Origin of the sequence: Acidovorax kalamii (assembly GCF_002245625.1) — a bacterium.
Lineage (GTDB): Bacteria > Pseudomonadota > Gammaproteobacteria > Burkholderiales > Burkholderiaceae_C > Acidovorax > Acidovorax kalamii.
The window spans coordinates 11,410-37,868 of record NZ_NOIG01000013.1 but is presented as its reverse complement, the minus strand read 5'-3'; the positions used below and the strand labels follow the sequence as shown (position 1 = coordinate 37,868).

The 26,459-nt window shown below is 67.1% G+C and carries 22 protein-coding genes; 8 read left to right on the top strand and 14 right to left on the bottom strand.

Going from position 1 to position 26,459, the window contains the following annotated elements:
* Positions 1–33: 33 nt before the first annotated feature.
* Complete coding sequence (locus tag CBY09_RS21045) at positions 34–2,223, bottom strand: cyanophycin synthetase (protein ID WP_094291532.1); 2,190 nt, start codon at positions 2,221–2,223, stop codon at positions 34–36.
* A gap of 241 nt (positions 2,224–2,464) precedes the next feature.
* Between CBY09_RS21045 and CBY09_RS21040 the strand changes: the two genes are divergently transcribed.
* From CBY09_RS21040 to CBY09_RS21030, 3 genes are all read left to right on the top strand, one after another.
* Positions 2,465–4,771, top strand: a complete 2,307-nt coding sequence (locus CBY09_RS21040; protein WP_094291531.1) for a cyanophycin metabolism-associated ABC transporter — start codon at positions 2,465–2,467, stop codon at positions 4,769–4,771.
* Positions 4,772–4,792: 21 nt separating this feature from the next.
* Positions 4,793–5,287 carry a cyanophycin metabolism-associated DUF1854 family protein gene (locus CBY09_RS21035; protein WP_094291530.1) on the top strand — a complete coding sequence of 165 codons (495 nt, stop codon included), beginning with the start codon at positions 4,793–4,795 and terminating at the stop codon, positions 5,285–5,287.
* A gap of 349 nt (positions 5,288–5,636) precedes the next feature.
* Positions 5,637–6,068, top strand: a complete 432-nt coding sequence (locus CBY09_RS21030; protein ID WP_063459004.1) for a hypothetical protein — start codon at positions 5,637–5,639, stop codon at positions 6,066–6,068.
* An 82-nt stretch (positions 6,069–6,150) separates the two neighbouring features.
* Here the strand turns inward: CBY09_RS21030 and CBY09_RS21025 are convergent, their stop codons facing one another.
* From CBY09_RS21025 to gspF, 3 genes are all read right to left on the bottom strand, one after another.
* Complete coding sequence (locus CBY09_RS21025; protein WP_420807470.1) at positions 6,151–6,510, bottom strand: EF-hand domain-containing protein; 360 nt, start codon at positions 6,508–6,510, stop codon at positions 6,151–6,153.
* A gap of 58 nt (positions 6,511–6,568) precedes the next feature.
* Complete coding sequence (locus CBY09_RS21020; RefSeq protein WP_094291528.1) at positions 6,569–7,504, bottom strand: 5'-nucleotidase; 936 nt, start codon at positions 7,502–7,504, stop codon at positions 6,569–6,571.
* Positions 7,505–7,774: 270 nt separating this feature from the next.
* Positions 7,775–9,007, bottom strand: a complete 1,233-nt coding sequence (gene gspF, locus CBY09_RS21015) for a type II secretion system inner membrane protein GspF (RefSeq protein WP_094291527.1) — start codon at positions 9,005–9,007, stop codon at positions 7,775–7,777.
* Positions 9,008–9,261: 254 nt separating this feature from the next.
* Between gspF and CBY09_RS21010 the strand changes: the two genes are divergently transcribed.
* A complete protein-coding gene (locus CBY09_RS21010) occupies positions 9,262–10,011 on the top strand; it encodes an SDR family NAD(P)-dependent oxidoreductase (protein ID WP_094291526.1) in 750 nt (249 codons plus the stop codon).
* A 15-nt stretch (positions 10,012–10,026) separates the two neighbouring features.
* Here CBY09_RS21010 and CBY09_RS21005 read toward each other — a convergent pair whose 3' ends face one another.
* Positions 10,027–11,055: an LLM class flavin-dependent oxidoreductase gene (locus CBY09_RS21005; protein WP_094291525.1), complete on the bottom strand. Its 1,029-nt coding sequence runs from the start codon at positions 11,053–11,055 to the stop codon at positions 10,027–10,029.
* A 200-nt stretch (positions 11,056–11,255) separates the two neighbouring features.
* On the opposite strand from CBY09_RS21005, the gene CBY09_RS21000 reads away from it, so the two are divergent.
* The gene (locus CBY09_RS21000; protein ID WP_094291702.1) at positions 11,256–11,741 is read left to right on the top strand and encodes a CZB domain-containing protein; all 486 of its coding nucleotides are present in this window, start codon (positions 11,256–11,258) and stop codon (positions 11,739–11,741) included.
* A gap of 33 nt (positions 11,742–11,774) precedes the next feature.
* On the opposite strand, the gene ruvC is transcribed toward CBY09_RS21000, so the two are convergent.
* The 4 genes from ruvC to CBY09_RS20980 form a co-directional block, all read right to left on the bottom strand.
* On the bottom strand, positions 11,775–12,323 hold the full coding sequence (gene ruvC / locus CBY09_RS20995) for a crossover junction endodeoxyribonuclease RuvC (protein ID WP_094291524.1): 549 nt from the start codon (positions 12,321–12,323) through the stop codon (positions 11,775–11,777).
* A 59-nt stretch (positions 12,324–12,382) separates the two neighbouring features.
* Positions 12,383–13,375 (bottom strand): phosphatidate cytidylyltransferase, encoded by a 993-nt coding sequence (locus tag CBY09_RS20990; RefSeq protein ID WP_094291523.1) that lies wholly within the window; start codon positions 13,373–13,375, stop codon positions 12,383–12,385.
* Between the two features lie 85 nt (positions 13,376–13,460).
* Positions 13,461–14,234, bottom strand: coding sequence for a lysophospholipid acyltransferase family protein (locus tag CBY09_RS20985; RefSeq protein ID WP_094291701.1), 774 nt, complete (start codon positions 14,232–14,234; stop codon positions 13,461–13,463).
* 76 nt (positions 14,235–14,310) lie between these two features.
* Positions 14,311–15,222 carry a helix-turn-helix domain-containing protein gene (locus CBY09_RS20980; RefSeq protein WP_240515806.1) on the bottom strand — a complete coding sequence of 304 codons (912 nt, stop codon included), beginning with the start codon at positions 15,220–15,222 and terminating at the stop codon, positions 14,311–14,313.
* Between CBY09_RS20980 and CBY09_RS20975 the strand changes: the two genes are divergently transcribed.
* Positions 15,221–16,756: a cytochrome P450 gene (locus tag CBY09_RS20975; RefSeq protein ID WP_276208314.1), complete on the top strand. Its 1,536-nt coding sequence runs from the start codon at positions 15,221–15,223 to the stop codon at positions 16,754–16,756. The two genes, CBY09_RS20980 and CBY09_RS20975, sit on opposite strands and share 2 nt — an antisense overlap.
* Before the next feature lie 26 nt (positions 16,757–16,782).
* Here the strand turns inward: CBY09_RS20975 and mtgA are convergent, their stop codons facing one another.
* The 4 genes from mtgA to CBY09_RS20955 form a co-directional block, all read right to left on the bottom strand.
* A complete protein-coding gene (gene mtgA / locus CBY09_RS20970) occupies positions 16,783–17,517 on the bottom strand; it encodes a monofunctional biosynthetic peptidoglycan transglycosylase (RefSeq protein ID WP_094291521.1) in 735 nt (244 codons plus the stop codon).
* Between the two features lie 17 nt (positions 17,518–17,534).
* On the bottom strand, positions 17,535–18,389 hold the full coding sequence (gene aroE / locus CBY09_RS20965; protein WP_094291520.1) for a shikimate dehydrogenase: 855 nt from the start codon (positions 18,387–18,389) through the stop codon (positions 17,535–17,537).
* A gap of 120 nt (positions 18,390–18,509) precedes the next feature.
* Positions 18,510–19,370, bottom strand: coding sequence for an energy transducer TonB (locus CBY09_RS20960; RefSeq protein ID WP_094291519.1), 861 nt, complete (start codon positions 19,368–19,370; stop codon positions 18,510–18,512).
* Between the two features lie 24 nt (positions 19,371–19,394).
* Positions 19,395–21,473: a ribonuclease catalytic domain-containing protein gene (locus CBY09_RS20955; RefSeq protein ID WP_094291518.1), complete on the bottom strand. Its 2,079-nt coding sequence runs from the start codon at positions 21,471–21,473 to the stop codon at positions 19,395–19,397.
* 121 nt (positions 21,474–21,594) lie between these two features.
* Between CBY09_RS20955 and CBY09_RS20950 the strand changes: the two genes are divergently transcribed.
* Positions 21,595–23,208 (top strand): Wzy polymerase domain-containing protein, encoded by a 1,614-nt coding sequence (locus CBY09_RS20950; RefSeq protein ID WP_094291517.1) that lies wholly within the window; start codon positions 21,595–21,597, stop codon positions 23,206–23,208.
* 40 nt (positions 23,209–23,248) lie between these two features.
* Here CBY09_RS20950 and CBY09_RS20945 read toward each other — a convergent pair whose 3' ends face one another.
* A complete protein-coding gene (locus CBY09_RS20945) occupies positions 23,249–23,833 on the bottom strand; it encodes a YqiA/YcfP family alpha/beta fold hydrolase (RefSeq protein ID WP_094291516.1) in 585 nt (194 codons plus the stop codon).
* Between the two features lie 139 nt (positions 23,834–23,972).
* On the opposite strand from CBY09_RS20945, the gene CBY09_RS20940 reads away from it, so the two are divergent.
* Positions 23,973–26,411, top strand: a complete 2,439-nt coding sequence (locus CBY09_RS20940) for a serine/threonine protein kinase (protein WP_094291515.1) — start codon at positions 23,973–23,975, stop codon at positions 26,409–26,411.
* The last annotated feature ends 48 nt before the right edge of the window (positions 26,412–26,459 follow it).

Here is a 26,459-nt window from a genome sequence, read left to right as displayed (position 1 = left end):
GTGTGTGGCTGTGTCAATGGGGCTGTAGGGCTGTCAGGCGGGCAGCTCGGGCTCGAAGGTCTTGATGCCCGCGCCGATCAGGTCGGGGGCAATGTCCAGCGCCCAGGCGGTACCCACGGCGGCCAGCAAGGCCTCGGTGTCGGGCACCACGGCGTTGCGGCCGAAGGTGAGGTCCGACAGGGCCCCCAGCACATGCTCGGCACTGCCGGTGGCCAGCACCACGCGGCCGTTTTTCACGAAGACGGCGCGGCCGTTGTCCTTGGCGCGGTGGTCCACGATGGCGGGCAGCGTGCCGTCCTGTGCATACAGCACCACGTCGCCGTCGGACAGCGGGGCCAGGTCGGCCACCTGGGCGATGGCGGCATTGAGCACGGCAGCGCCTTCGGCCAGCACCACGTCCACCTGGGTGCGCATCACCTTGGTCATCTGGTCCTGCTCGTGCACGTCAAACTCGGCCAGCGTTTCCACGCCGTCCATGTCGGTCACCACGCCCACCTGGCAGCGGTCGTAGGCCAGGCCGTCGCGCAGGATGGTGCGCGCGTCGCTTTCGATCACAGCGGCCTGCACCATCTTGTTCATCAGCAGGCGGTGGGCGGCCTCCCAGTGGGCGCAGTCGGTGGCTTCCACGCGGCGGCGGTCCAGGAACAGGCCGTCGCGGCAGGCCAGGCCCGTGTGGTGGCCGCTCAGGTGCAGCAGCCAGGCCACCACACGCGAGATGGTGGCGGTGTTGCGGGTGCCCGCAACGCCCACCAGGGGGATGCGGCCAACGGGGCCTTCATCGTCACCTTCGGAGGGGAACAGGTGCTCGGCAATCGCCTGGCCCACGGGGCGAGGCGCGCCTACGGCGGGCTTGAGGTGCATCAGCAGGCCGGGGCCGGCGTTCACTTCCACAATTGCGCCGCCTTGGGTGTGCAGTGGCTTGGAGATGTCGCGCGCCACCATGTCGATGCCCGCGATGTCCAGGCCCACGACCTTGGCGGCCAGCTGTGCGATGTAGGCCACCTCGGGGTGCACGTCGTCTGTGCAATCCACGGCCACGTTGCCGTTGCGCTGCACCACCACCTGGCGGCCTGCTGCGGGCACAGAGTCGGCGGCCAGGTCCTGGCGCTTGAGTTCGAGCTGCACCTTGGTGTCGGTGGCCAGGTCGATGATCTCCAGCGGGTACTCTTCCTCGTAGCCCCGGCGGGGGTCGGAGTTGAGCTGGCTGTCGATGAGTTCCTTGACGGTGTTGCGGCCATTGCCGGTAATGCTGACCACCTCGCCGCGTGCGGCGGCCACCACCTTGCCGCCCACCACCAGGATGCGGTGCTCGTCGCCGGGGATGAAGCGCTCGACCATCACGTCGCTGCCCTCGGGGTAGGCCACGTGGTAGGCGGCCTCGATGTCTTCCTTCTTGCGCAAATCCAGCGTCACGCCCCGGCCGTGGTTGCCGTCGGACGGCTTGACCACCACGGGCAGGCCGATGTCCTGCGCGGCTTCCCAGGCCTCTTCGGGGCTGTTGACCACCTGGCCTTCGGGGATGGGCACGCCGCAGGATTGGAGCAGGCTCTTGGTCAGGTCCTTGTCGCTGGCGATGCCTTCCGCGATGGCGCTGGTGAACTCGGTCTCGGCCGTCCAGATGCGGCGCTGGCTGGCGCCGTAGCCCAGCTGCACCAGGTTGCCGTCGTTCAGGCGGATGTGGGGGATGCCCCGGTCGGTGGCGGCGGTGACGATGCAGGCGGTGCTGGGGCCAAGGTACTGGTCGTCCACCTCGGTGCGCACGCGGGCCACGGCGGCGGCCACGTCAAAAGGCTGGTCGTTGATGGCCGCCATGATCAGCGCATGGCCTTGGGCCAGTGCCACGCGGGCCACGCTTTCGTCGCGGGCGCGGAACACCATGCGGTACACGCCGCGCTGGGAGGTAGAGCGCGTCTGGCCAAAGCCGGTGGGCATGCCCGCCAGGTTGAGCAGCTCGATCACGATGTGCTCGAGCACATGGCCGCACCAGGTGCCCTCTTGCAGGCGCTGCAGGAAGCCGCCACGCTCGCCCACGCCGCAGTGGTGTTCGATCAGCGCGGGCAGCCAGGCCGTGAGGCGGTCATTGAAGCCGGGGATGGTGTTGGAGGGATAGTCCTCCAGCTCGCCCAGGTCCAGCCAAACTTCCAGGACCGGCCGGTAGGTCCAGATATTCGGGCCCCGCAGGTAGTTGATGCGAAGCAGTTGGATGTCGTTGAGTTTCGCCATGGATTGCAGCGGGTGTGTTTCCGGCCTTGTGAGGGCTTTGCGTGGAAAAAGGGGACGAAGGGGGACTTTGTTGGACGATGATTGTGCGCCAGCCCGGGGCCTGTTCGCAGTGTCAGCCAAATGGCTGCCGCAGACGTTACAGGAGGATGCCGTCGCACCGTGGCGTGCAGTATCGGTGAGAATTCCCGCTTTCGCGAGTTCGGCCACCGCAGGCTGCCGGTGGCGGAAAAACCAACCAAAAATGCAACATCACCATTCTGTGGACGCCTCGGGTGTCTTTTCTGGCCCCGTGGGGGGCGAATTGCGGGCCATGCTCGCTTCCAAAGAGAACGTGCTGGCTGCGTTACAGGTTGACCTGAGTACCGCGCTGCGGTTTGCGACAGGCTGGGTGGTGGTGACGTCCGAGCGTCTGCTGGCCTGCGAGCCCGGCACCACGACCTGGCGCAGCTGGCCGCTGGGTGACGGCCTGGCCCTGCGCCTGCACGACCATGGCGGTGTGGGTTCCCTGGAGCTGCACAGCCCCCAGGCCCGGCTGGCGCTGTGGCGCTTTACGCTGGCGCACCACGCCCAGGCATTGCGCCTGGTGCAGCGTTTCGAACAGCAGATGGCCCTGGGCGCAGGCAACACGGCCGCCGAGGACGACGAGCCCGCCTGCCCGACCTGCCACACGCCCCTGCCGCCCGACACCGACGAATGCCCGGCCTGCGCCCGGGCCCAGCCCCCGCAGACGTCCACCTGGGTGCTGCTGCGCCTGTGGCGTTTTGCCCGGCCCTACCGCAAGCAGCTGGCCGCCGGGTTTGCGCTCACGCTGGCGTCCACCGCCGCCACGCTGGTACCGCCCTACCTCACCATCCCGCTGATGGACGACATCCTGATCCCGTTCCAGAACGGCAAGCAGATCGACCCCATGCTGGTGCTGCTGTACCTGGGCGGGCTGCTGCTGTCGGCCCTGCTGGCCTGGGGCCTCTCCTGGGCGCGCACATATATATTGGCGCTGGTGTCCGAGCGCATTGGTGCCGACCTGCGCACCACGACTTACGAGCACCTGCTGCGCCTGTCGTTGGACTACTTTGGCGGCAAGCGCACCGGCGACCTCATGGCCCGGATTGGTTCCGAGACGGACCGCATCAACGTGTTCCTGTCGCTGCATGCGCTCGACTTCGTCACCGACGTGCTGATGATCGTGATGACGGCGGCCATCCTGTTCTCGATCAACCCGTGGCTGGCGCTGGTCACGCTGGTGCCGCTGCCCTTCATTGGCTGGATGATCCACACTGTGCGCGACCGCCTGCGCACCGGGTTTGAAAAGATCGACCGCGTGTGGTCCGAGGTGACCAATGTGCTGGCCGACACCATCCCCGGCATCCGCGTGGTGAAGGCCTTTGCGCAAGAGAAGCGCGAGGCCCAGCGCTTCCGTGACGCCAACCAGCACAACCTGGAAGTCAACGACAAGCTCAACAAGACCTGGAGCCTGTTTACCCCCACAGTGTCGCTGCTGACTGAAATCGGCCTGCTGGTGGTCTGGGCGTTCGGCATCTGGCTGGTGTCACGTAACCAGATCACGGTGGGGGTGCTCACCGCCTTCATCGCCTACATCGGGCGGTTCTATGGGCGGCTCGATTCGATGAGCCGCATCGTCTCGGTCACGCAAAAGGCGGCCGCAGGTGCCAAGCGCATTTTTGACATCCTGGACCACGTGAGCAACGTGCCCGACCCTGCCCAGCCCGTCAAGGTGGACAAGGTGCAGGGTGCCATCAGCATGCAGGGTGTGGGCTTCCGCTATGGCAGCCGTGCCGTCATCAAGGGGCTGGATCTGGATATCCGCCCCGGCGAGATGATCGGCCTGGTGGGCCATAGCGGCTCGGGCAAGAGCACGCTGGTGAACCTGATCAGCCGCTTTTATGACGTGAGCGACGGTTCCATCCAGGTGGATGGCATCGACATCCGCCGGTTTGCCGTGGCCGACTACCGCCGCCACATCGGTCTGGTGCTGCAAGAGCCCTTCCTGTTCTTCGGCACCATTGCCGAGAACATCGCCTACGGCAAGCCCGAAGCGACGCGCGAGGAGATCGTGGCCGCTGCCCGCGCTGCGCATGCGCACGAATTCATCCTGCGCCTGCCCCACGGCTACGACTCGCTGGTGGGCGAGCGCGGCCAGGGCCTCTCGGGCGGCGAGCGCCAGCGCATCAGCATTGCGCGCGCACTGCTGATCGATCCGCGCATTCTGATCCTGGACGAAGCCACCTCGGCCGTGGACACCGAGACCGAGAAGGAAATCCAGAAGGCGCTCGATAACCTGGTGCAAGGCCGCACCACGATTGCCATTGCCCACCGCCTGTCCACCCTGCGCAAGGCCGACCGCCTGGTGGTGATGGACCGGGGCGAGGTGGTGGAAGTGGGGCCCCACGACGAACTCATGGAAAAGCAGGGCGCCTACTGGCGGCTCTACGAAGCCCAGGCGCGCCGCGCCGAAGAAGACGCCCAGGCGGCCGGGGTCATCATCGACAGCAGCCTGCTGCACCCTGCCCACCCTGCGGGCAATCCCTGAAAAGTTGTGAGCGAGCTTGCCATGAACGCACCCCTGACCCCGTCGTCTACGCCTGCCTTCCAGTTGGCGCGCAACCCCCATGGCCGCCTGGTTCTGACGCTGCCCGACGGCTCGGAGCATGAAGGCGTCACCCCCGTGCGGGCTTTCCCCATCGCCGCGCCTGGCGAGGGGCTGTCGCTGGTGGGCGCGGATGGCCATGAGTTGTTGTGGATTCCGCAGGTGGACCAGGTGGCGGGCCCGGCCCGGCAGCTCATCGACGAGGAGTTGGCGGTGCGCGAGTTTGTACCCACTATCGAAAAAATTATTGCAGTGTCGAGTTTCTCAACGCCCAGCACCTGGCAGGTGGAGACCGACCGGGGCCCGGCCAGCCTGGTGCTCAAGGCCGAAGAAGACATTCGCCGCCTAGGCGGGCGCACCCGGCTGCTGATCGCCGGGGGCGACGGCATGCAGTTCCGCGTCAAGGACACCACCGCGCTGGACCGGCACTCGCGCAAACTGCTGGAACGTTTTCTCTGACCGGCTCGGGGCCCCGCAGCCCCAGCTGAGACCTCTCTAGACCCCTCTTTTTCTCTTTCTCGGTGCGCTGAGCGCCTCCGGGCGCCCCTTGGCGCATGGTCAACACGCACAAAAGCCACAGGCTGGCCTGGTGGTTGTGATCGCTTGTGCGCTCAATCCTTGTTTTCAGCCCACATCAGGCTCGCAGATGGCTTGAACCTCTTCTGAAATCTAGGTGAAAACCCTTGTTTGAGGTCAATCGGTGAAAAAGACCTAAATTTCCCCTTCTTTTTGCCGTTATGAATTACGAAGACGTCGGAAAACCCTCTGCACGCCAAGACACATCCATTCACCATCCGGGGCCACTGCCATGCAAATGCCACCTGTCGATCGATCGCCGAGCTGGCGTCCTCAGGGCGCTGATTTGTATTCCACTGGCGCCTCCGGCGCGCCGCCGGTGCGGCCCATCAATGCGCCCAACCCGGTGGAATCCATGGACCGCCTGGGCGAGGGCGCTGTCGTGCGTGAGCCCGACAAGCCGTCTGCCCCGGACACCGCCAACCGGGACTGGACCGAGGTCAAGAAAAAGGAAACGGTAGAAGAACCCCCCGAGCCACCCAAGGAGCCCATCTACAAGCAGCTGCTGGAACTCATCCAGTCGATGTGGCGGGCCAGTGGCACGGCGGTGGAGGTGGCGCAGGACATCAACAAGATGACCCTGCAGGAGCGCATGGCGCAGCAGGTCAAGAACGAGCCACTCACCTATTCAGACCCCAAGGTCAAGCGCACCGGTGGGTTGTAGTTTGCTATATTAATAATAGCTATCAAGGCTTGATGGACGCGCGGTAGCGGTCAAATTTTCTTGTATTTTTCACGCCACGGCATCACGGCCGGGGCGATGAGGCGGCAGCTGCCGCCTGGGCGGCGGCACGTTGCTGGTCTCGCTGCTCCCGGTATTTGGCGGCAAAGACCCGCACTTCCTCGTGCGACACATAACCGTCCTTGTCGGTGTCTGCGTCATCGAACGCGGCGGCCAGCCGGGGAAACAGTTGCACCTCGGTGCGGCTCAGCTTGCCGTCTCCGTTGAAATCCAGCATCTTGAAATCACGCAAGGCCTTGGCTTCCCCTTTGGTGGGTGCGGGCGGTTGTGTGTCGGCGTCCGGCGCCTGTGCCCAAGCTGCGCTGCAGGCTGCGATCCAGAGGGAGAGGGCGGCCACGAAGGCTCGGGGGATGGGGGTGTGCAAAACAGGGCTCCTTGAAGGCGGGTGGTGGCCCGACCCTGACAGACCGCGAACCGGGCGGTCAGTTCCCGGCGGGGCGCAGCGGCGCCGTGTTGGAGATGCCGCTGTTCACATGCCCAGCCGGCACATGGCGCGCGGCCGAGGTCACATGGCCCGTCTGGTCGTCGAAGAAAAAGTCGGGTTCGAACTCGCGCAGAAACTCGCCCTTGGGCAGGCCGCCCAGGAACATGGCCTCGTCCACATTGATGTCCCAGTCCATCAGTGTGCGAATCGCACGCTCATGCGCCGGTGCGCTGCGCGCCGTGACCAGGGCCGTGCGGATGCGCATGCCTGTGGTGCCTCCCGCCTCCCCGGCGGACTGCAGCCGGTGCAGGGCGGCGAGCAGGGGTTTGAAGGGGCCGTCGGGCAGCGGCAGGGCGGCCTTGTCGGTTTCGTGCTGCTGAAAAGCCGCCAGACCCTGGGCCTGGTACACGCGCTCGGCCTCGTCGGAGAACAGCACGGCGTCGCCATCGAACGCGATGCGCACTTCTGCAGGGTTGGCGTCACCGGCCTGCATGGATTCGGTCACCACCCGCGCCGCCGGGTAGCCCAGGTGCAGGGCTTCGCGCACATCGGCCTCGTTGGCCGACAGGAACAGGTGGGCGCCCAGCGGCCGCAGGTAGCGGAACGGATCGCGCCCCTGCGTGAAAACCCCGCGCTGGATGGTGGGCAGGCCATGGGCGTGGCACGAGCGGAACACGCGCATGCCACTGACCGGGTCGTTGCGCGAGAGCAGCACCACTTCCACGCGCTGGTGCTCGGTCGTGTTGAACGCGAGCAGCTTGCGCACCAGCGAAAACGCCACGCCCGGCGCTGCGGGCACATCCAGCCGCTGGCGCTGCAGGTCCACATAGGCGCGGTCGTTGTCTTTCTCAAAAACGCGGTTCTCTTCCTCAAAATTGAACAGCGCGCGCGAGGAGATCGCCACCACCAGCTTGTCGTCCAGGGTCACTGCCATACGTTAGAGCGTGTTATGCACTTTTACGTGCCCGCGAAAGCCGGAGAAAGGCCCGGCAACTAGGCGCAGGCCGCGCGGCGGTATGAATACCGCAAGTGGCCTGCAACAACGTGGCCGGGCCTTTCCCCGGTTTTCCCATAGGGTCGGGCCCACAGGCAGGCGCTCGCGGCGTTGCAGCACTTGCCAAGGCGCTTGCCTTGGCAGCGCGCTGCGCCTTGCGATCACCAGCCTGTGGGCCCGACGCGGGTGCGTAAAAGTGCATAACACGCTCTACTTCACAAACTGGTTAAGTTGGATGATAGGCAGCAGCACGGCCAGCACGATCAGCATCACGATGCCGCCCATGCCCACGATGAGCAGCGGCTCCAGGATGGTGGCGAGCGCCATGGCGCGGCGTTGCACTTCAGTCGAGAGCTGGCGCGCGGCGCGCTGCAGCATCACGGGCAACTGGCCGGTCTGTTCGCCCAGGCGCGCGAACATCGACAGCAGGCCGGGGAAGCGCTTCTTCTGCGCCAGCGCCGAGGCCAGCGGGGCGCCCTCGCGCACCAGCACCAGGGCATCGAGCGCATCGGCACGCAGGGCGCGGTTGCTCAGGGTTTCGGCTGCGGCCTGCAAGGCTTTGAGGATGGGCACGCCTGCGCCCGAGAGCATGGCCAGCGTGCCCGCAAAACGCGCCGCGTTGTAGCCCCGCGCCAGCTTGCCCACCAGCGGCAGCTTCAGCCAGGCGGCATCGAACTTTTCGCGCACAGGGTCGATGGCCAGTGCCCACCGGGCTCCGACGGCGGCCAGCACTGCGGCCGCGAGCATCACCCAGCCATAGTTGCGCACAAAAGCGCTCAGGCCCAGCATGGCCACCGTCAGGAAGGGGAGGGCCCGCTTGGTGCCCGCAAACACGCTGGCCACCTGCGGCACCACATAGCCCACCAGGAACAGCACGATGGCAATCGCCACCAGGGTGACGATGGCCGGGTAAAGCGCTGCGCCCACCAGCTTGGCCTTGAGCGCCTGCCGTTCTTCCAGGTCGTCGGCCAGGCGCTCCAGCACCAGGCCCAGGTTGCCGCTGTGCTCGCCCGCGCCAATCACGGCGCAGTAAATGTCGGAAAACTCCCGCGGGTGCTGCGAGAGCGCGCGGGCAAACGTGGCGCCCGCATTGACCTCGGCCCGCAGTGCAGCCACCAGGTGGCGCTGGCGTTCGTCGTCGGCTTCTTCGGACAGGGCCGTGAGCGCCCGCTCCAGCGGCAGGCCCGACGACACCAGCCCGGCGATCTGCCGCGTCCAGATGGCCAGCGCGGTGGCGCTGAACACGGGCCGCGTGAACAGACGCTGGCCCAGGCTGGCAGCGCGACCGTCCTGCGACTGGCCGGTTTGCACCGGCTCCACCGCCAGCGGCACCAGGGCCTGCGCCCGCAGCAAGCTGCGTGCGGCCTTGGCGGTGTCGGCCTCCATGAGGCCTTTGCGGGTCTGGCCCTGGGCGTCCAGGGCTTCAAAGGAAAAAGCAGGCATGCGGGCGTAGGCGGTTAAGCGGTAGCAAGGAGGTCCGGCAGTCTCACCACACGCGGGCAGCAGGCTGAGGTGGGTGGAATCACTGCAGCCCCAGATGGTAGCCGCTACCAGAGGCACTCCCGCCCATGCCATGTCATGCCACGCCGGCGGCCGCTGCATGATCCAGGTCAAGGCGTGAGACTGCCCGGTGCGCAGAATCAAAAGTGGCCTGCGGCATCCGGCGGCAGGTCTTGTGGACGGACAAGGAGTCTTTCATGCTGAAGAACAAGGTAGCGCTGGTCACCGGCGCTTCGTCGGGCATCGGTCGTGCGATTGCCCTGGTGTGGGCTCGAGAGTGCGCCCGGGTGGTGGTGTCGGATGTGAACGTGCAGGCAGGCGAGGAAACGGCCGCACTGGTGCGCGCAGCCGGGGGAGACGCCACATTTGTGGCCGCCGACGTGGGCAAGCCCGGGGACTGCGAAGCGCTGGTGATCCGCACCGTGGCCCACTATGGCCGCCTGGACATCGCATGCAACAACGCGGGCATTGGTGGCCCCCAGGCACCCACGGCCGACTACCCGCTGGACGGCTGGGCGCAGGTCATCAACACCAACCTGTCGGGCGTGTTCTACGGCATGAAGTACCAGATCGCAGCCATGCTCAAGAACGGCGGGGGCTCCATCATCAACGTGGCGTCCATCCTGGGCGCCGTCGGCTTTGCCACCGCACCGGCCTACACCGCCGCCAAGCATGGCGTGGTGGGACTGACCAAGGCGGCCGCCCTGGAGTACAGCGCACAGGGTGTGCGCATCAACGCCGTGGGGCCTGCCTTCATCCACACGCCGATGATCAGCGGGCTGGAGCAGGACGCAGGCATCCACGCCATGCTGGTAGGCGCGCACCCCGTCGGGCGCCTGGGGCAGCCGGAAGAGGTGGCCGAACTGGTGGCTTGGCTGGCGTCCAGCAAGGCGTCGTTCGTTACCGGGGCGTATTACCCAGTGGATGGTGGTTATCTGGCGCGATAAAGCGCGAACAGACGCTCAGGCCGACACGGTGGCCTGGCCGAGCGTGGCGTGGGCCTGCGCGGCAATATCCAGCGACCGCAGCCGCAGCGCCGGGTCGTACACATCACTCACCAGCATCAGCTCGTCAGCCCCGGTGGCTTCGCTGAGCTGCGCCAGCCCCGTGCGCACCGTGTCGGGCCCGCCGATCACGGCGGCGGCCAGAAAGTCGCCGATGGCTGCACGTTCCTGCGGTTGCAGGCGCTCCGCATAGTTCTCTACGGGCGGCAGCAAGCGGCGCCGGTCGCCCGTCAGAATGCCCAGCACCCGCTGGTAGGTGCTGCTGGCCAGAAACTCCGCTTCCTCATCGGTGGGCGCCGCAATCAGCGGTACGCCAATCGCCACATAGGGCTGGGGCCAGGCGGCGGAGGGTCGGTACAGGTTGCGGTACAGGTCGATCGCCTGGTGCAGCAGGCGCGGGGCGAAGTGCGAGGCAAAGGCATAGGGCAGGCCGCGCTCGGCCGCGAGCTGCGCCGAGAACAGGCTGGAGCCCAGCAGCCAGATCGGCACGTTGGTACCTGCGCCGGGCATGGCAATCAGGCGCTGGCCCGGTTCGGCCGGTGCCAGCAGGCGCTGCAGTTCGGCCACGTCCTGCGGAAAGTCGTCGGCCGTCTCCACCCGGCTGCGGCGCAGCGCGCGCATGGTGGCCGGGTCTGTGCCGGGCGCGCGGCCCAGGCCCAGGTCGATGCGGCCTGGGTACAGCTCGGCCAGCGTGCCAAAGGCTTCGGCCACCACCAGCGGCGCATGGTTGGGCAGCATCACGCCGCCCGAGCCCACGCGGATGCGTGACGTGCCGCCGGCAATGTGCCCCACCAGCACGGCCGTGGCCGAGCTGGCAATGCCTGCCATGTTGTGGTGTTCGGCCAGCCAGTAGCGGGCAAAGCCCAGTTGCTCGGCGTGTTGGGCAGTGCGCAGTGCAATCTGCAGGGCATCGGCCACGGTGCCGCCTTCGCGGACGGCCACCAGGTCCAGCATCGACAGGGCGGGGCGGCGGGGAGTAGAAGTCATGGCTGCATTGTCTGGCCGCTGGTGCCTTTGTGCTGGCGCCAGGGCAGAGTCGGCAGGGCCCGAAGGGTTGCCCGGCGCGATTTTTACGGCCGGGCCATTTTTTGGTAGCCAAAACGACGGCGGCGCCACAGAATGTTTCAAGGATTTTCCGCGTGGGCATGTTCCCGTGTGCGCGGCCCCTGGCCGTTTAAGGGATGACGATGGGTTTCTTCAGCCGTTTGTTCAAGATCAAGGAGCAGGATCCGACCAGCCCCGACACCACCTGGGCCATGGAGGACAACGGCAGCGAACTGGTGCTGGACGCGGAATACGCGGCCACCCTGATGACTGAAATCGACATCGACGCCGCCATTGCCAGCCACGAGCGCTGGCGCCTGCAGCTGCAGGACATGGTCAACGGCCGCTCGGAGGAGGTCATGCGGCCCGAACGCATTTGCCAGGACGACCGTTGCGACCTCGGCCGCTGGCTGTATGGCACGGGGCGCGTGCGGTTGGGGCACTACCCTGCATTCGAGATGCTCGTGGCCCGCCACAAATACTTCCACCAGCAGGCCGCCGACGTGGTCACGCTGTTCCAGTCCGGCGAGCAGCAAAAAGCGGTGCAATTGCTCAACAGCAGTTGCCGCCATGCCTCCAACCAGGTGCTGTTGTTGCTCAAGGAACTCAAGCGCGGGCTGGGGCGCTGATCTTTGTGGTGGGGCATGGAAAGCCCCTGGCGGTCAGTAGCTCCGCCCCCCCTTGTACATCGCATGCTGCCGTCGATTCAGCGTGGCCGCCTCTCCCAGCCGCCCCATCGCCGCGCCTGCATGCGCATGCGTGATGGCCATGCCCAGGCCGTCGGCCGCGTCGGTGCCCGGCAGGCCCGGTAGCTGCAGCAGCCGCCGCACCATCTCCTGCACCTGGCTCTTGGCGGCGCGGCCGTGGCCGACGACGGCTTTTTTCATTTGCAGGGCGGTGTATTCGGCCACGGGCAGGTTGCTGGCCACCAGGGCGGTGATGGCGGCGCCGCGTGCCTGGCCCAGCAGCAGGGTGGACTGGGGGTTGACGTTGACGAACACGATTTCGACCGAGGCCACATCGGGCTCATAGCGGGCTGCAACCTCGGTGATGCCGTCGAACAAAATCTTCAGGCGCCCGGGCAGGTCGCCCAGGGCCAGCGTGGTGGTGCGGATGGTGCCGCTGGCCACATAGCTGAGCTTGTGGCCGTCCACGTCCACCACGCCAAAGCCGGTGGTCTGCAGGCCGGGGTCAATGCCAAGAATACGCATTTGCTATAAAGTTAATAGCTATATGGGCAATGTGGTCGCGCGCAGACGGCCATTTTTGCTCAAAGTCCGAAGTACCAGCGCACTGAATGGAAGAACACGGGGGCCGCAAAACACAATGCGTCCACCCGGTCGAGCAGGCCGCCGGCACCGGTGACGGACATGCCCTGCATGCCCCAGCTCGTGATGCCCCGGTCGCGCTTGAGAGCCTTCATCACCAGGTGCCCCAGGCTGCCTGCCACGCAGGCCAGCAGGGCCATGCCCAGTGCCTGGCCGGGTTTGAACGGGGTGATGAAGGTGAGCAGCCCGCCCACCAGCCCGCCCACGGCCACGCCAGCGAGCCAGCTGGCCCACTGGAAGCTCTGGCTCACCTGCGGCGCCACGGGGGTGTGCGGAAAACGCCGCCCCAGCAGGTGCTGCACCACCATGCAGGTCTGCACCACAAAGACCAGGAAGAACACCAGGAACGCACCCTTGTCGCGGTAGCCCGGGAAGTCGAGCAGCAGCAGCGCGGGCACATGGCTCATGCCATACACGCAGACCATGATGCCCCACTGCAGCTTGGCGTTGCGCTCCAGAAACCGCTGTGGGTCGTTGGCCAGCGCACTCACCACGGGCAGCGCCAGAAACACATAGACCGGGATAAAGACCGTGAACAGGTCGAACATCTTGCTGCCCACGATCCAGAACTGCAGCGGCAGCACCACGAAGAACGCCAGCACCAGGCTGCGGTGATCGCCCCGGCGCGTGGGCGAGAGGGTGATGAACTCGCGCAGCGCAAAAAAGCCCACGATGGCAAACAGCACGGTGGCCACGGTGTCGCCCAGCACCCAGCCCACCCAGAACACGGTGGCCATCATCCACGAGGTCTTGAGCAGGCCCCAGAAGCGCCTGGCCTCCAGCATGCGTGCTTCGGACTCGGGGTCGTCACTCGCATGCTCGCGCAGATTGCGCACAAAGGCCCACACGGTAACGATGGACAGGATGCCGAACACGGCGATGAAGAGGGCGCCGATCTGTTGGGTGGCGGTCAAGCCGCGGAGGAAGTTGTTCATGTCGTTGCCGCCCGGCCGCCCGAAGGGAATGACGCGCCCTCTTGGGGGGCAGCGATACGCGAAGCGATGAGCGTGGGGGTCATATTCAGACTTCCCGCAAGGCGATCACGGCGCGGCGTGCGCGATCGAGGAAAGGGCGGCGTTCTTCACCCGCTTCGAGCTGGATGGGCGCGCCAAAGGTCACCGAGCACAGGATGGGCACGGGCACCACTTCGCCCTTGGGCATCACGCGCTGCACGTTGTTGATCCAGGCGGGCACCAGCACCACCTGCGGGAACATCTGCGCCAGCTTGAACAGGCCGGACTTGAAGGATTGCGGTTCGTCGCCATGGCCGCGTGTGCCCTCGGGGAAGATCACGATGGAGTCGCCGCTGGCCAGCGCCCGCACCAGCGGTGCCAGCGGATCGGATTCTGGGAGGGCGGCGCGCAGTTCTTCGGGCGTGGGGGTGCGCGGTGGCATGTCGGGCGATGGGTCGGGGCCGCCTGCCATGGCGGTGTCTGCGTCGGCAGATGCGGTTGCCATGGCGCCAATCACGCCGACGGGCTCTGTCGCCGCAGGGGCGGGCGGGCGGGCGGGCGTGGCTTGGCGGTCAACATACACGGCGTTGAACACGGCGGTGGTGATCCACTGCCGGAACGGCGTCTTGGTCCAGTAGTCCTTGGCGGCAATGGGTCGCGTGATGCTGCGCAGCTCTTCGGGCAGGGCGGCCCAGATCAGCACCATGTCGGCGTGGCTCTGGTGGTTGGCGAAATAGATGCGCTGCTCGGCCTTGGGCGGGCAGCCATACCAGCGGGCCTGGGAGCCGGTGAGAAACCGCACGATCCCCAGCAGGACAAAACTCATCAACTTGGCAAGCATGGGGCGGATCATACGGGGCGGTATGGCCTGCGCCGCCCAGTGTCGTGGCAGGCTGCCGCCGCGCCGCAACACCCACCTACACCCAGATCCGGTACGCCCAGAACGCCTCGTCGCCGTAAATGCCGTCGTAGAGCGCCTGCGGCGCATAGCCCGTGATGCGCCGCGTGACGCGGCACAGGTGCGACTGGTCCGAAAACCCCGCGCCTGCGGCCACATCGGCCCATCTGACGCTGCCTTGGGCAGCATCGGCCGCGATGGTGTCGAAGAACGCCTGTTCGGCCTTGCCAAAGCCGCGCAGCTCGCGCAGAGGCAAACCGGCCCAGCGCTTGATGCGCCGCTCCAGCTGGCGCAGGCTGCGTCCGGTGGCGGACAGGGCGGCCCGTTGCGCCAGGTGCGCGACCCAGTCGCCGTAGCGCTGCGTCTGCAGCGCCTGGGCGGGGCGGCAGGCCTGCCAGCGGGGCTCCAGGAAGTCCTCCAGGCACTGCAAGCGGGCCGCGTTGTCGGGCAGGTTCTGCACCACCTCGCACAGCGCCACCCAGTCGGGTGGCAGCAGCGATTGCGCGTCCACCATGCGGTCGGTCAGGGCGCCGGGGTCCACGCCGGTGAGCTGGTGCAGCGCGTCGGGCATGAACATCACCATCATGGCGTGCGTGGGCCCGGCGCAGTAGCTGGAGGTGGGGCGGGTCTGCGGGCCCGCCAGCACCCAGCGGCCCGGGTAGGCCTCGCGCGGGCTGTGCTGCGTGGGCATGGTGTCGGGGCGCTCGGCTACCAGCGCCTCGCTGCGGCCTTCAAACCACCAGCTCAGGCTGCACAGCGGTGACGCCGGAAAGCGGTTGATGCGCTGCGCATCGCTGAGCGTGTAGCCCACCGTGCTGCGCGCCATGGCGGCGCGCAGGCAGGCAGTGAGGCTGGCGCGCGGCAACCACAGCTCGCCCGAAGGGATCAACCCGGCGGGGTGCCGAGGGGAGGGTGGGGCCAAGCTTGCCATGGGGCGGGAGTGTAGGCGACGGGGGCTGTCGCAATCGTTCAATACGGCCGCGCTGCTGCGCTGCAGCATGCGGGGCATGAACTCGACCTCCGCCCCAGTGGTGCCTCCCGCCACTGCCTCTGTATCCTCCCCCGCCGTTCCTCCCACCTCTTTTTTGCCCCGCGGCCCGCGCAGCCGCTGGTGGGGCCTGCCACTGCTACGTTCCATGCGCGCCGACTACCTGGGTTTTGTGACCCAACTGCAACGCGAACATGGCGACCTCACTCGCATGCGCCTGGGTTACGAAGACGCATGGGACCTGATGCACCCCGACCTGGTGCGCGAGGCGCTCATCACCCATGCCGACCAGCTCATCCGCTGGGAGCGTGGCATAGCAGTGTTCGAGGAGGTGTTTGGCCAAAGCGTGCTGGTGACCGAAGGCCATACCTGGCAGCGCCAGCGCCGCATGCTGATGCCCGCCTTCACCCCCAAACGGGTGGCGGGCTACGCGCGGCTGATGACCGATGCCGCCCGCAGCGCGCTCGACGCTGCTGTGCCCCCGGGCCAGCCCGGTGCGCGGGTGGCGGTGGATGCGCTCTGGACCGATGTGGCCATGGACGTGATCCTGCGCACGCTGTTCAGCACCTCGGCGCAGGCCGATGCGCGCGAGGCCGCCTGGGCCACACAGACACTGGGGGCCATGGCCTACCAGGAGATGTTCATGCCCTTCACGCTGCCCGACTGGCTGCCCCTGCCGGGCAAGGCGGCCAAGCGGCGCGCCATCCGGTCGTTGAAGGGGCTGGTGTGGCGCCACATCCATGCCCGCCAGGCCGAGGTGGCCGCGCCCGGCGCCCCGGAGCGCTCAGACCTGCTGCACATGCTGCTGGCCCTGCGTGACGAGCAAACCGGCGAGGCCTTGTCGGCACAAGAAGTGTTTGACCAGTGCATTGTCAGCTTCCAGGCCGGGCACGAAACCAGCGCCACCACGCTGCTGTGGTGGACCCTGCTCATGGCCCAGCACCCCGAGGCCGCGCGGCGCGCCCAGGCCGAGGTCGATGCCGTGTTGCAGGGCGGCACCCCGGGCCCCGAGCATCTGGCACAGCTGCCTTGGCTGGGAGCCACGCTGAAAGAGGCGCTGCGCTTGTACCCCCCGATCGCCGCGCTGATGAGCCGCCGCACCACCGCGCCCATCGCGCTGGGCGGGGTGCCGGTGCCCCGAGGCGCCATGCTGCGCATCACCCCCTGGGTGCTGCACCGCGACGCGCGCTGGTTTTCCGAGCCGGACTGCTTTCGTCCCGAGCGGTTTCTGGACGGCGCGCCGTCCATCCCCCGGGGTGCGTGGATCCCGTTCGGGCTGGGGCCGCGCGTGTGCATTGGCCAGCACTTTGCGATGCTGGAGATGACGCTGCTGGCGGCGATGCTGGTGCAGCGCTATACGGTGCGGCTGCCGGAGGGCGTTGCCGTGGGAGCACCCCGGTTGCAGGTGACGCTGCGGCCGGAGGGGGCGTCTGCGCTGTGGCTGCAGCGGCGGCGCGAGGCGCCACGGGCGCAATAGGGCGGCTGCTTACCGGTACACGATGTTCAGGGCAGCTCCGCGCCGCCCATGCGTCCCAGGATCGTGCGCGTGCGCCCTGCCAGGTAGGCCGACCCCGGCGTTTTCTCAAACCGCTTGGGCGCGGGCAGCATCACCGCCAGGCGCGCGGCTTCGGCGGTGCTCAGGCGGCTGGCGCTCTTGCGAAAGTAGTGCTGCGCGGCGGCTTCGGCGCCGAACACGCCCTCGCCCCATTCCACGTTGTTGAGGTAGATCTCCAGGATGCGCTGCTTGGAGAGCAGCTGCTCCAGCGCCAGTGTCAGCACAAATTCCTGCCCCTTGCGCAGCAGCGTGCGTTCGCCCGACAGCAGCAGGTTCTTGGCCAGCTGCTGGGTGATGGTGGAGCCACCCCGGATCTTGGGCGCACGCACCGGGCGCTCGGGGGCACGGGCCTGCGCCTTGCTGGCCTGGGCTTCGGCCTTGGCGTTGCGTTCCCAGGCTTTTTCAATGGCGTTCCAGTCCACGCCATCGTGGTTCACAAAACCATCGTCTTCCGAGGCGATCACCGCGCGTTTGAGGTGGTCAGAGATGTCCGCATACGGCACCCATTGCTGGCGCCAGGGCACATGGCCTTTGGTGGCGAGCAGGGTCCAGGCTTCGGAGCGCTGGAAGGTGGTGGACTCGGGGTTGATGGCCACCATGGCGGCAATGCGCAGCACAAAAAACAGCTGCAGCGCCACCAGCGCGATCACCAGCAGACCCAGCCAGCGCAGCATGGCTTTCATCGTGGCGTCCCCGGGGCTCAGGCGGTGGCGGATTGCTGCATCTCGCGCAGCACCTGGGCCGAAGGCGGTCGCACGCCGCGCCACAGCAAGAAGGCCTCGGCGGCCTGCTCCACCAGCATGCCTAGGCCGTCGCGGGGCACTGCGCCGTGGCTGCGGGCCCAGTCCAGAAAACCTTGCGCTGCGGGACCGTACATCATGTCGTAGGCCAGGGCCCCCGGGCGCAGCACGGTGGCGGGCACGGGCACCCCGGCACCGGCCAGGCTGCTGGCCGTGGCGTTGATGATCACATCAAAATTGGCCGTTGCCGCACTTGGTTCCAGCGCCTCTAGCTCTGCTTTTTGTAGCAAGGCGAGTGCGCTGTGCGACTGCACCAGTGCCAGGGCCTTGGCCAGCGTGCGGTTGGCCACGGTGATGTGGCGCGCCCCCGCCAGCAGCAGCGGGCCCAGCACGCCCGCAGCGGCGCCGCCTGCCCCCACCAGCAGCACATCGCGCCCGGCGAGTGGCACACCCGCGTTGTGGGTGATGTCGGCCACCAGGCCCAGGCCGTCGGTGTTGTCGGCGTAGATGCTGCCGTCGGCACGGAAGGTGAGGGTGTTGGCCGCGCCTGCCAGTTGCACGCGCTCGCTGCACACGGTGGCCAGGCCCGGCGCCTCGGTCTTGAAAGGCACGGTGACATTGCAGCCGCGCCCGCCCTCGGCCACGAAGTCGCGCACGCCCTGGGCAAAGCCGTCCAGGGGCACCAGGCGGCGCTCGTAGGCGATGGGCTCGCCCGTGAGTTCGGCAAAGCGCGCGTGGATGGCGGGCGAGCGGCTGTGCGCCACCGGGTTGCCCATCACGCAATACAGGTCGGCGGAGAGAGGCGAAGATGTCATGGGAATAACAAGGGCTGCATCAGGGGGCGGGGTTCGGCCAGGGCCGCCGCGGAACTGGCTTTGCCAGGCCGCTGGCGGCGTCCCCCTGGGGGGAAGGCGCCGCAGGCGACTCAGGGGGGGTTACCGAACACTGGTTTCGAGGGTCTGGTCGCGGGTGAACTTGAAGCGCGCCACCATGGCGATCTGGTCTGCCTTCTTGCGCATGTCGGCGCCGAAGGCACCAAAGGGCCCGGCGGCACGCGCAATGGCCTCGGCGCGGCGGTCCAGGGTGCTGTTGCCCGAGCCTTGCACCACCTCGGTGCCCAGCACGCGGCCGTCGTGGTTGACAGTGACGATCATGGTCAGCTCGCCATACAGCTTGCGCCCGGCCTGTTCGGGGAAGTTCTCGGTGCCCTTGTCCTCGACCTTGCGGCGCAGCGCGTCGTAATAGATGGCGTAGGCCTCTTCGCGCGTCGCGGGGCTGATGTAGCGCTTCTTGGGGCGCGAATTTTCTTCGTTGATGCGCTTCTCGATCTCGGCCAGCAGCTTGACGAGCTGGCGGCGCTTTTCCTGTTCATTCGCCTGGTCGGCGCTCTGGCTGGGCTTGCGCGGGTCGGGCTCGGGCATGGTGGCGAGCTGCTTGCGCAGCTGGGCCAGCAGTTGCGCCTGCTGCTCCTGCATCGCATCCATCTTGCGCTGCGCTTCCTCGAAGTCGTCGCCCACGGCCGTGAGGGCGGTGTGGGGCAGGGGGCTGGTGGCGCGGCCTTTTTCAGCGTCGCCACCGCCCGCCAGGCTGGCCTGGGCAATCGCCTGGGCCTTGTCGGGGCGCTCGTTGGACTTGGCGTTGACCAGGATGACTTCGAGCGGCGTGTCCTGGAACACGCGATTGAAGCCCTCGGGGTCGATGAAGCGCACGGAGATGAGCGCAGCGTGCACGGCCACCGAGAAACCCAGCGCGAGCTGCAGCGTGCTGACGGTGCGGAGGAAGGCAGGGAGTTTCATCGCCGGCAATTATCAGGGGCGTGGTCAGGGGGTGGGAGCGGCCGCTACGGCTTCAGCGGGTGCTTCGTTCACATCCACCGCGATGGCAATCGGGCCGGCCACGGTGTCGTCGTCTTCGTCCGCATCTTCCACCGGGCCGTCGTCGCTGCTGTCGGCCGGGTCGTCCAGGCGCTCGATCACGGTGCCGTGAATGTCGAGGGTGATCTCGTCCACCTCGCCCAGCTTGACCTTCAGGCGTGCGCCGCGCGGCAGGTTCTGCGCGCCCAGCACGGGGAAGACGAGCGGAATGTCGTCTGCCCGCACCAGGAAGGTGCCGCCCGGGCCTTCCTTGAAGACGGTGGCGTTCAGCTCGGTGATACCGTTCTGCTCCACATATTTCAGCGTCCAGAAGCGTTCCATGCCCGCCTGGTAGCCGTTGTAGGCGCCGTAGGCCGCGTCAAAGCTGCTGATGATGGAGAACAGGTCGGCGTCCTTGGGCTTGAAGGGCGCGGCCAGCGCAGCGGTTTTGCCGTGGCGGGCGCAGGCAATGATCTGCCACTGGTTGACCAGGTCGGTGTAGCGGCGCAGGGGCGAGGTGGCCCACGAATACGCTTTGACGCCGATGCCCGCGTGCGGCAGTGCCTTGGTGCCCATGCGCACCTTCACGCCCGGCGCCATGCTGGCCTGGCTGCGGTAGATGCCGGGCACGCCCAGCTCGGCCATCCAGCTGCCCCAGGTGCTGTTGGCGACGATCATGGCCTCGGCCACGATGAGGTCCAGCGGTGCGCCGCGCTGGCGCACGCTGATCTGCACTTGTTCATCGCCCGTGGGCTCGGCACCGTTGTTGCCGACCAGGCGGAAGTTGTAGTCCGGCCGGTTGAAGTTCTCGGGCTTGCCGCGCACCACTTCACGGCGGGCCTTGAGGTCCTTGGCCAGGCGGTGCAAAAAGGATAGCTGTCCACGCAAGTCAGACAGGCGGTGGGGGTCGTTTTGATGCTCAAACGCCGGGTTGGTGAGCCATTCTTCCGTCACCACGCTGTCGAGCTGGTCGTGGCGCAGGTTGGCGGCGATGTGCACGCGCTCCAGCTTGGTCTCGGAGCTTTTGAACTCCAGCGTGGCTTCGTCGATGGTGACGTACAGCGACACGGCCGGGTTGGCACGGCCTTCGTCCAGCGTATAGGTCTGCACCACGTCGTCGGGCAGCATGGTGATCTTGTAGCCCGGCATGTACACCGTGGACAGGCGCGCGCGGCCGAGCTGGTCGATGGCGCTGCCCGGCTGGATCGCCAGGCCCGGCGCGGCGATGTGGATGCCCAGCACCACAGTGCCCGTGCCCAGGCCCTGCACCGACAGCGCGTCGTCGATTTCGGTGGTCTGCGAGTCGTCGATGGAGTACGCCTGCGCGGTGGACAGCGGCAGCTCGTCGGCAATGACCGGTGCCGTGACGGCCGGAAAGCCCGTGCCCTTGGGGAAGTTCTCGAACAGGAAGCGCTTCCAGTGGAACTGGTAGGCCGAGTCGATGGCACCGGCCTTTTGCAGCAGATCGAGCGGCGCAGTGTGCGTGGCGCGGCTGGCGTCCACCACGGCCTTGTACTCCGGCGCGTTCTTGTCGGGCTTGAACAGGATCTTGTAGAGCTGGTCGCGGATGGGCTGCGGGCATTCGCCCCGGCCCAGCTGGGCTGCCCATTCGTCGATCTGCGCGAGGATCGCCTTCTTCTTCTCGATGGCGGCTAGCGCCTGCTGCAGGATTTCGGCCGAGGCCTTCTTGAAGCGGCCCTTGCCCGCGCGGCGGAAGTAGTGCGGTGCGTCGTACAGGCGGAACAGGGCGCCGGCCTGCTGGGCCAGCGTGGCGTTTTCGGAGAAATAGTCCCGCGCCAGGTCGGCAAAGCCGAACTCGTCCTCGGGCGCGAACTCCCAGGCCAGGTCCAGCTCGATGGTCTCGGCCACAGCCTGGGCCTGGGCGATAAGCTCCGCCGGGGCCGGTTTTTCGAACTTCAGGAGGATGTGGGCGGCCTTGACCTTGACCCGTTTGCCCGAATCCAGCTCGACCTGGGCGGATGTGTCGGCTTCCGACAGGATACGGCCGGCGAGAAATTTACCAGCTTCTTCAAACAGTGCATGCATGGCAGGGATTGTCCCATGGGCGGCGCAGGGCGCCCGGATGCTGGGCGCGCAAGCCACCCCCTATGATGCGCACCACCTCGCCGGCATCGCACCAGCGCTGAACCCCTTCTGAGTGAGCCCCATGTTTTTTGACGCTGTTGCCGCACCGCTGTTTCTGGTGGCTTTGACGCTGCCATTTGTTTTTGGCTATACCCAACCTCCCAGCTCCAACTTCTGGCCTGTGATGGCGTCGTGGTCCTGTGGCCTAGTCATGCTGTTGCTATGGTGGTGGCGAAGCAGGCGCGCCAGGGCGGGCGCTGAAGGTGGGGTGGAAGGGCGTGTATTCATTGCGACCCAACTCGCAGCAGGGCTGTTGCTGGCGGCGTTGCTGGGTAGCGTCATCGGGCTGGTGCAGTACTTTGCCGGGGACGTCGGGTTATCCCCCTGGGTGCAGGCCTCCACACCTGGTCAGGCGATTGGTAACTTGCGGCAGCGCAACCAGCAGGCGTCCTTGCTGAGCCTGGGGGTCTGGGCGCTGTTGTGGATATTGGCCCAGATCCAGGCGCGGTTGGACGCCGGTGGCAAGGCTGCTCAGGTGCAAGAGGTCTTGCTGGGCGGGGGAAGGCCTTGGCCTGCCTGGCTGGTGGGAATCCTACTGGCTTGGGGGATGGCGTTGCTAGCCACGGGAAGTGCCGCGACAGCCTCGCGGACCGGTGCCTTGCAGTGGCTTGTTGTGCTAGGTTTGTTGATACTGTGGCGTGCCAGTTGTGGTCGCGTGGCCTTGGGGCTTTCGCTGGCCGGTGTCCTCCTGTATGTCGCTGCGGCCTGGTTGTTGCCCCGTCTGCTGCTGGAATGGACGGGCTTCACCATGGACGGCCTTTTCACACGAATTCTGGACGAAGAACAGGCTTGCACCAGCCGCCGAGCCCTGTGGGCGAATGTTCTGCATTTGATTGCCGAAAAACCATGGCTGGGCTGGGGATGGGGTGAACTAGACTACGCGCACTATGTCACCCTGTTCCCTGGCGTGCGGTTTTGTGTGTTGCTGGACAACGCCCACAACCTGCCTTTGCAACTGGCGGTAGAACTGGGGTTGCCGGTAGCTGTACTGGTGTGTGCCACGGTAGGCGTCTGGATGGTGCGTGCGAAGCCCTGGCGCGAGTCGGACCCGGTGCGCCAGCTCGCCTGGGGGGTTTTGGCCATCATTGGTGTGCACAGCTTGCTGGAGTTTCCCTTGTGGTACGGCCCCTTCCAGGTGGTCACCCTGCTGGCTGTGGCTTTGTTGTGGCAGGGCGCTCTGCCGCGCTGGTTAGTCGGGCCGGCCGCGCGGGTTGCTGTGGGCATGGCGGTGGCAGGTGCTGTGATGCTGGGCGGGATGGCGGCCAGGGACTACTATCGCGTCAGTCTGCTGTACCGGCCCGTGCCGCTGCGGCCCGCTGCCTATCAGGACGACACGGCGGCCAAGGTGTCCGACACCCTGTTTTTCTCGGATCAAGTGGATTTCGCGCTGCTGACCAATACCTCGCTCACCCGCGAGACAGCCCCGCAGATCAACCTGCTGGCGCGGGAGTTGTTGCATTTCTCGCCCGAACCCCGCGTCATCCAGGCGCTGATCGAGAGCGCCGTGCTGCTGGGCAAAGACGATGAGGCCGCGTTCCATATGAAGCGCTACCGCATTGCCTACCCGGCGGAGTACGAGCGCTGGAAAAGGCCGGGGGCGGCCAAGGCGTCGTCGGGGGTGTCAACAGCGCCCTGACGCGGTTCCACTGTGCCGCGGAGTTGGCTCAGGTCGGGGCTCAGGCCAGGTCCAGAAACTCCACCACCTGCGGCAGGTAGTCGGCAAAGTTGCCCAGCGCATGGTCCCCGCCCTCTTGCACAATCTGCCGCGCCTCGGGGTACCTCCCCGCCATCTCCCGCCAGTCGAGCACTTCGTCGCCTTTTGCAATGATGGCCAGCTCCGGACCCGCCGGGGGGCGGCCGCGCATGTCCAGGGCCTGTAGTTCGGCGATGTACTCGGGCAGAAAGTAGAAACGCTCTTCGGGGTTTTGCCAGGTGGTCTGTTCGCCGATGTAGCGGGCCAGGTCGCGGGCCGGGTCCACGGCGGGGTTCAGCATCACGCTGGGACAGCCCGTGTGCTGCGCCACCCGGCTGGCATAGAACCCGCCCAGCGACGACCCCACCACCGCCATGGCCGCGCGCGGCCAGGTGGCAATGCCCTCTGCCACCAGCGCCATGGCCGCCTGCGGCGAGGGTGGCAACTGCGGGCACCAGAAGGTGACCGCCGGGTGGTGCTGGGCCACATACGAAGCCATCTGGCGGGCTTTGGCCGACAGGGGCGAGGAGCGGAAACCGTGCAGGTACAAAAGGTGCGTGGTGGCCATCAGGAGACAAAAAAAGCGAGAAAAACGCGGGGCAGGGGAATCACTGCTCCAGACCGGGCGGCGCAGGCATAAGATGGGGGTATCAAATCGTAACCACGGGGCGCCATGCAGCGCGGCGCCTTGATTCGCTCCCTGCACCATGCCCGATTTTGCCCCGCTCTCCACCACCCGACGTTGGGCGCTCGGATCAGGCGACAAGCCTCCCGCCACGCTGGGCCGGTTTGAGCTGAAAAAGCAGCTAGGCCGGGGTGCGCAGGCCACGGTGTGGCTGGCGGTGGACCCGCGCCTGCAGCGCGAGGTGGCCATCAAGCTCATGCGGCCCTTGCAGGACCAGGACCCTTCGGTGCTGGAGCAGTGGCTGCGCGAGGCGCGCCATGTGGGGCGCCTCGCCCATCCGAACATCGTGCCCGTGTTCGAGGCCGATGTGCAGGGCCTGCAGCCCTACATCGTGTTCGAATACGTGCCCGGCCGCACATTGGCGGAGCATCTGGCCCAGCAGGGGCGGTGCACGCCGCACGATGCGGTGGCGCTGATGGTGGATGTGCTCGACGGCCTGCAGGCCGCGCACCAGGCGGGCATCGTGCACCGCGACCTCAAGCCCTCCAACATCATGGTCGATGCCCAGCGCCATGCGCGGGTGATGGACTTTGGCATGGCGGCCCCCGTGCAGGCCGCGCCCGATGCGCAACTGGCCAGCGGCACACCGGCCTACATGGCCCCGGAGGCTGCCGCAGGCGCTGCCCCCACCCCGGCGATGGATGTGTACTCCGCCGCCCTGGTGCTGGTCGAGCTGCTCTCGGGCAAGCCGCTGATCCACCAGAAGGACACCTGGCAGGCGCTGTACCGTCTGGCGAACGAAGACCTGGCCCTGCCCGAAGACCTGGGGCCGGGCGTGGACGACGGCCTGCGCGCCATCCTGCAGCGTGGCATGGCGCGCGACCCGGGCCAGCGCTACGCCTCGGCGGCAGAGTTTCGTGACGCGCTGCGCGCCTGGGCCGCCCCGGCCAGTGCCCCCACAGCCACGAGCAATGCCACGCTGGACTTCTTGCTGCGGCGCATGCGCCACAAAAGTGATTTCCCGGCGCTGTCGGATTCGGTGGCGCGCATCCAGCGCGTGGCCAACTCGGAAGACGACAGCATCAGCGACCTCACGCACGAGATCCTCAAGGACGTGGCGCTGACCAACAAGCTGCTGCGCCTGGTCAACAGCGTGCACTACGCCCATGCCAGCCGGGGCACCATCAGCACCGTGTCGCGTGCGGTGAGCCTGGTGGGTTTCAACGCGGTGCGCAACATGGCGCTGAGCCTGGTGCTGCTGGACCATATGCAGGACAAGCAGCATGCCAGCCAGATGCGCGAGGAGTTCCTGCGCGCGATGATGGCGGGCTCGGTGGCCGCCGAGCTGTGCGGGGCCAGCCAGGCGGCCGAGGAAGCCTTCATCGGCGCCATGTTCCAGAACCTGGGGCGCATGCTGTGCGAGTTCTACTTTCCGGAAGAGGCGCGCCAGGTGCGCAGCCTGGTGGCCTCGGGGCGCATGGAAGGGGGCGAGGAATCGGCCTCCCTGCAGGTGCTGGGGCTGGGGTTCGAGGACCTGGGCGTGGGCGTGGCCCGCGTCTGGGGTCTGCCAGAGAGCCTGCAGCGCTGCATGCGCAAGCCGCTGGGCTCACCCACACAGCGCGCGCCCGAACAGGGCGCGGAGCGCATGCGCTGGGCGGCCATGGCGGCCAACGAGGTGGCCAGCACGCTGCTGTTTGGCGATCCTGCCCAGATGGAGGCCCAGCTGGGCCAGGTCGGTACCCGGTACGCCCGCACCCTGGCCCTGTCGGCCGAGTCGATTGCCGAGGCCACTTTGCGCGCGCGCCACAAGCTGGTGGCACTGGCCGAGGCGCTGGATCTGCGGGTGGCGCCCGACACCCCCGCTGCCCGGCTGCTGCGGCTGCCGCAGCCTGCTGGTGCCCAGCCAGTGGTTGAGGATGCCCTGGGCTCCCACGAGTTGCGCCCCAGCGAAACCCCGCCCCTGCCGGCCGTGCTCGAATCCCAGGCGGGCGGTGCGGTGTCGGTGGCGCAGGTCAACGAAGTGCTGGCGGCAGGCATCCAGGACATCACCAACGCCATGGTCGAGAGCTTCCAGCTCAACGATGTGCTGCGCATGATCCTGGAGACCATGTTCCGGGCGCTGGGCTTTCGCCGCATGGTGTTTTGCCTGCGCGACCCCAAGACGGAGGTGCTGACCGGCCGTTTTGGCCTGGGCGAGGGCAGCGAGGCTGCTGTGCGCGCCATGAAAGTGCCGCTGAAGGCCCACGGTGACCTGTTTGCCGCCGTGTGCCTGCGCGGCGCCGACACGCTGATCAACGACGCCACCGAGCCGCGCATGCAGGCGCGCCTGCCGCAGTGGTACCGCACAGGGCTCAATGCCCCCTCATTCCTGCTGCTGCCGCTGCAGATCAAAGGCCAGACCTTTGCCCTGATCTATGCCGACCAGACGGTGGCGGGCGGTATTGTGGTGGACGACAAGGCTCTGGGCCTGCTGCGCACCCTGCGCAACCAGGCGGTGATGGCCTTCCGGCAGGCGGGGTGACGGCGCAGGGGGCAGGTGCCACGTTGTCCTGGCCATCCGATAATCGGG

Bases quoted from the DNA above. Each gene is read 5' to 3' on its own strand.
- CBY09_RS21035 (WP_094291530.1), top strand. From the start codon at position 4,793: ATGAACGCACCCCTGACCCCGTCGTCTACGCCTGCCTTCCAGTTGGCG.
- mtgA (WP_094291521.1), bottom strand. From the start codon at position 17,517: ATGAAAGCCATGCTGCGCTGGCTGGGTCTGCTGGTGATCGCGCTGGTG.
- CBY09_RS20985 (WP_094291701.1), bottom strand. From the start codon at position 14,234: ATGCTTGCCAAGTTGATGAGTTTTGTCCTGCTGGGGATCGTGCGGTTT.
- ruvC (WP_094291524.1), bottom strand. From the start codon at position 12,323: ATGCGTATTCTTGGCATTGACCCCGGCCTGCAGACCACCGGCTTTGGC.
- CBY09_RS21040 (WP_094291531.1), top strand. From the start codon at position 2,465: ATGCAACATCACCATTCTGTGGACGCCTCGGGTGTCTTTTCTGGCCCC.
- CBY09_RS20945 (WP_094291516.1), bottom strand. From the start codon at position 23,833: ATGGCCACCACGCACCTTTTGTACCTGCACGGTTTCCGCTCCTCGCCC.
- CBY09_RS21020 (WP_094291528.1), bottom strand. From the start codon at position 7,504: ATGGCAGTGACCCTGGACGACAAGCTGGTGGTGGCGATCTCCTCGCGC.
- CBY09_RS20975 (WP_276208314.1), top strand. From the start codon at position 15,221: ATGGGGCGGGAGTGTAGGCGACGGGGGCTGTCGCAATCGTTCAATACG.
- aroE (WP_094291520.1), bottom strand. From the start codon at position 18,389: ATGACATCTTCGCCTCTCTCCGCCGACCTGTATTGCGTGATGGGCAAC.
- CBY09_RS21000 (WP_094291702.1), top strand. From the start codon at position 11,256: ATGGGTTTCTTCAGCCGTTTGTTCAAGATCAAGGAGCAGGATCCGACC.
- CBY09_RS21005 (WP_094291525.1), bottom strand. From the start codon at position 11,055: ATGACTTCTACTCCCCGCCGCCCCGCCCTGTCGATGCTGGACCTGGTG.
- CBY09_RS20980 (WP_240515806.1), bottom strand. From the start codon at position 15,222: ATGGCAAGCTTGGCCCCACCCTCCCCTCGGCACCCCGCCGGGTTGATC.
- CBY09_RS20960 (WP_094291519.1), bottom strand. From the start codon at position 19,370: ATGAAACTCCCTGCCTTCCTCCGCACCGTCAGCACGCTGCAGCTCGCG.
- CBY09_RS21045 (WP_094291532.1), bottom strand. From the start codon at position 2,223: ATGGCGAAACTCAACGACATCCAACTGCTTCGCATCAACTACCTGCGG.
- CBY09_RS21010 (WP_094291526.1), top strand. From the start codon at position 9,262: ATGCTGAAGAACAAGGTAGCGCTGGTCACCGGCGCTTCGTCGGGCATC.
- gspF (WP_094291527.1), bottom strand. From the start codon at position 9,007: ATGCCTGCTTTTTCCTTTGAAGCCCTGGACGCCCAGGGCCAGACCCGC.
- CBY09_RS20955 (WP_094291518.1), bottom strand. From the start codon at position 21,473: ATGCATGCACTGTTTGAAGAAGCTGGTAAATTTCTCGCCGGCCGTATC.
- CBY09_RS20940 (WP_094291515.1), top strand. From the start codon at position 23,973: ATGCCCGATTTTGCCCCGCTCTCCACCACCCGACGTTGGGCGCTCGGA.
- CBY09_RS20990 (WP_094291523.1), bottom strand. From the start codon at position 13,375: ATGAACAACTTCCTCCGCGGCTTGACCGCCACCCAACAGATCGGCGCC.
- CBY09_RS21030 (WP_063459004.1), top strand. From the start codon at position 5,637: ATGCAAATGCCACCTGTCGATCGATCGCCGAGCTGGCGTCCTCAGGGC.
- CBY09_RS20950 (WP_094291517.1), top strand. From the start codon at position 21,595: ATGTTTTTTGACGCTGTTGCCGCACCGCTGTTTCTGGTGGCTTTGACG.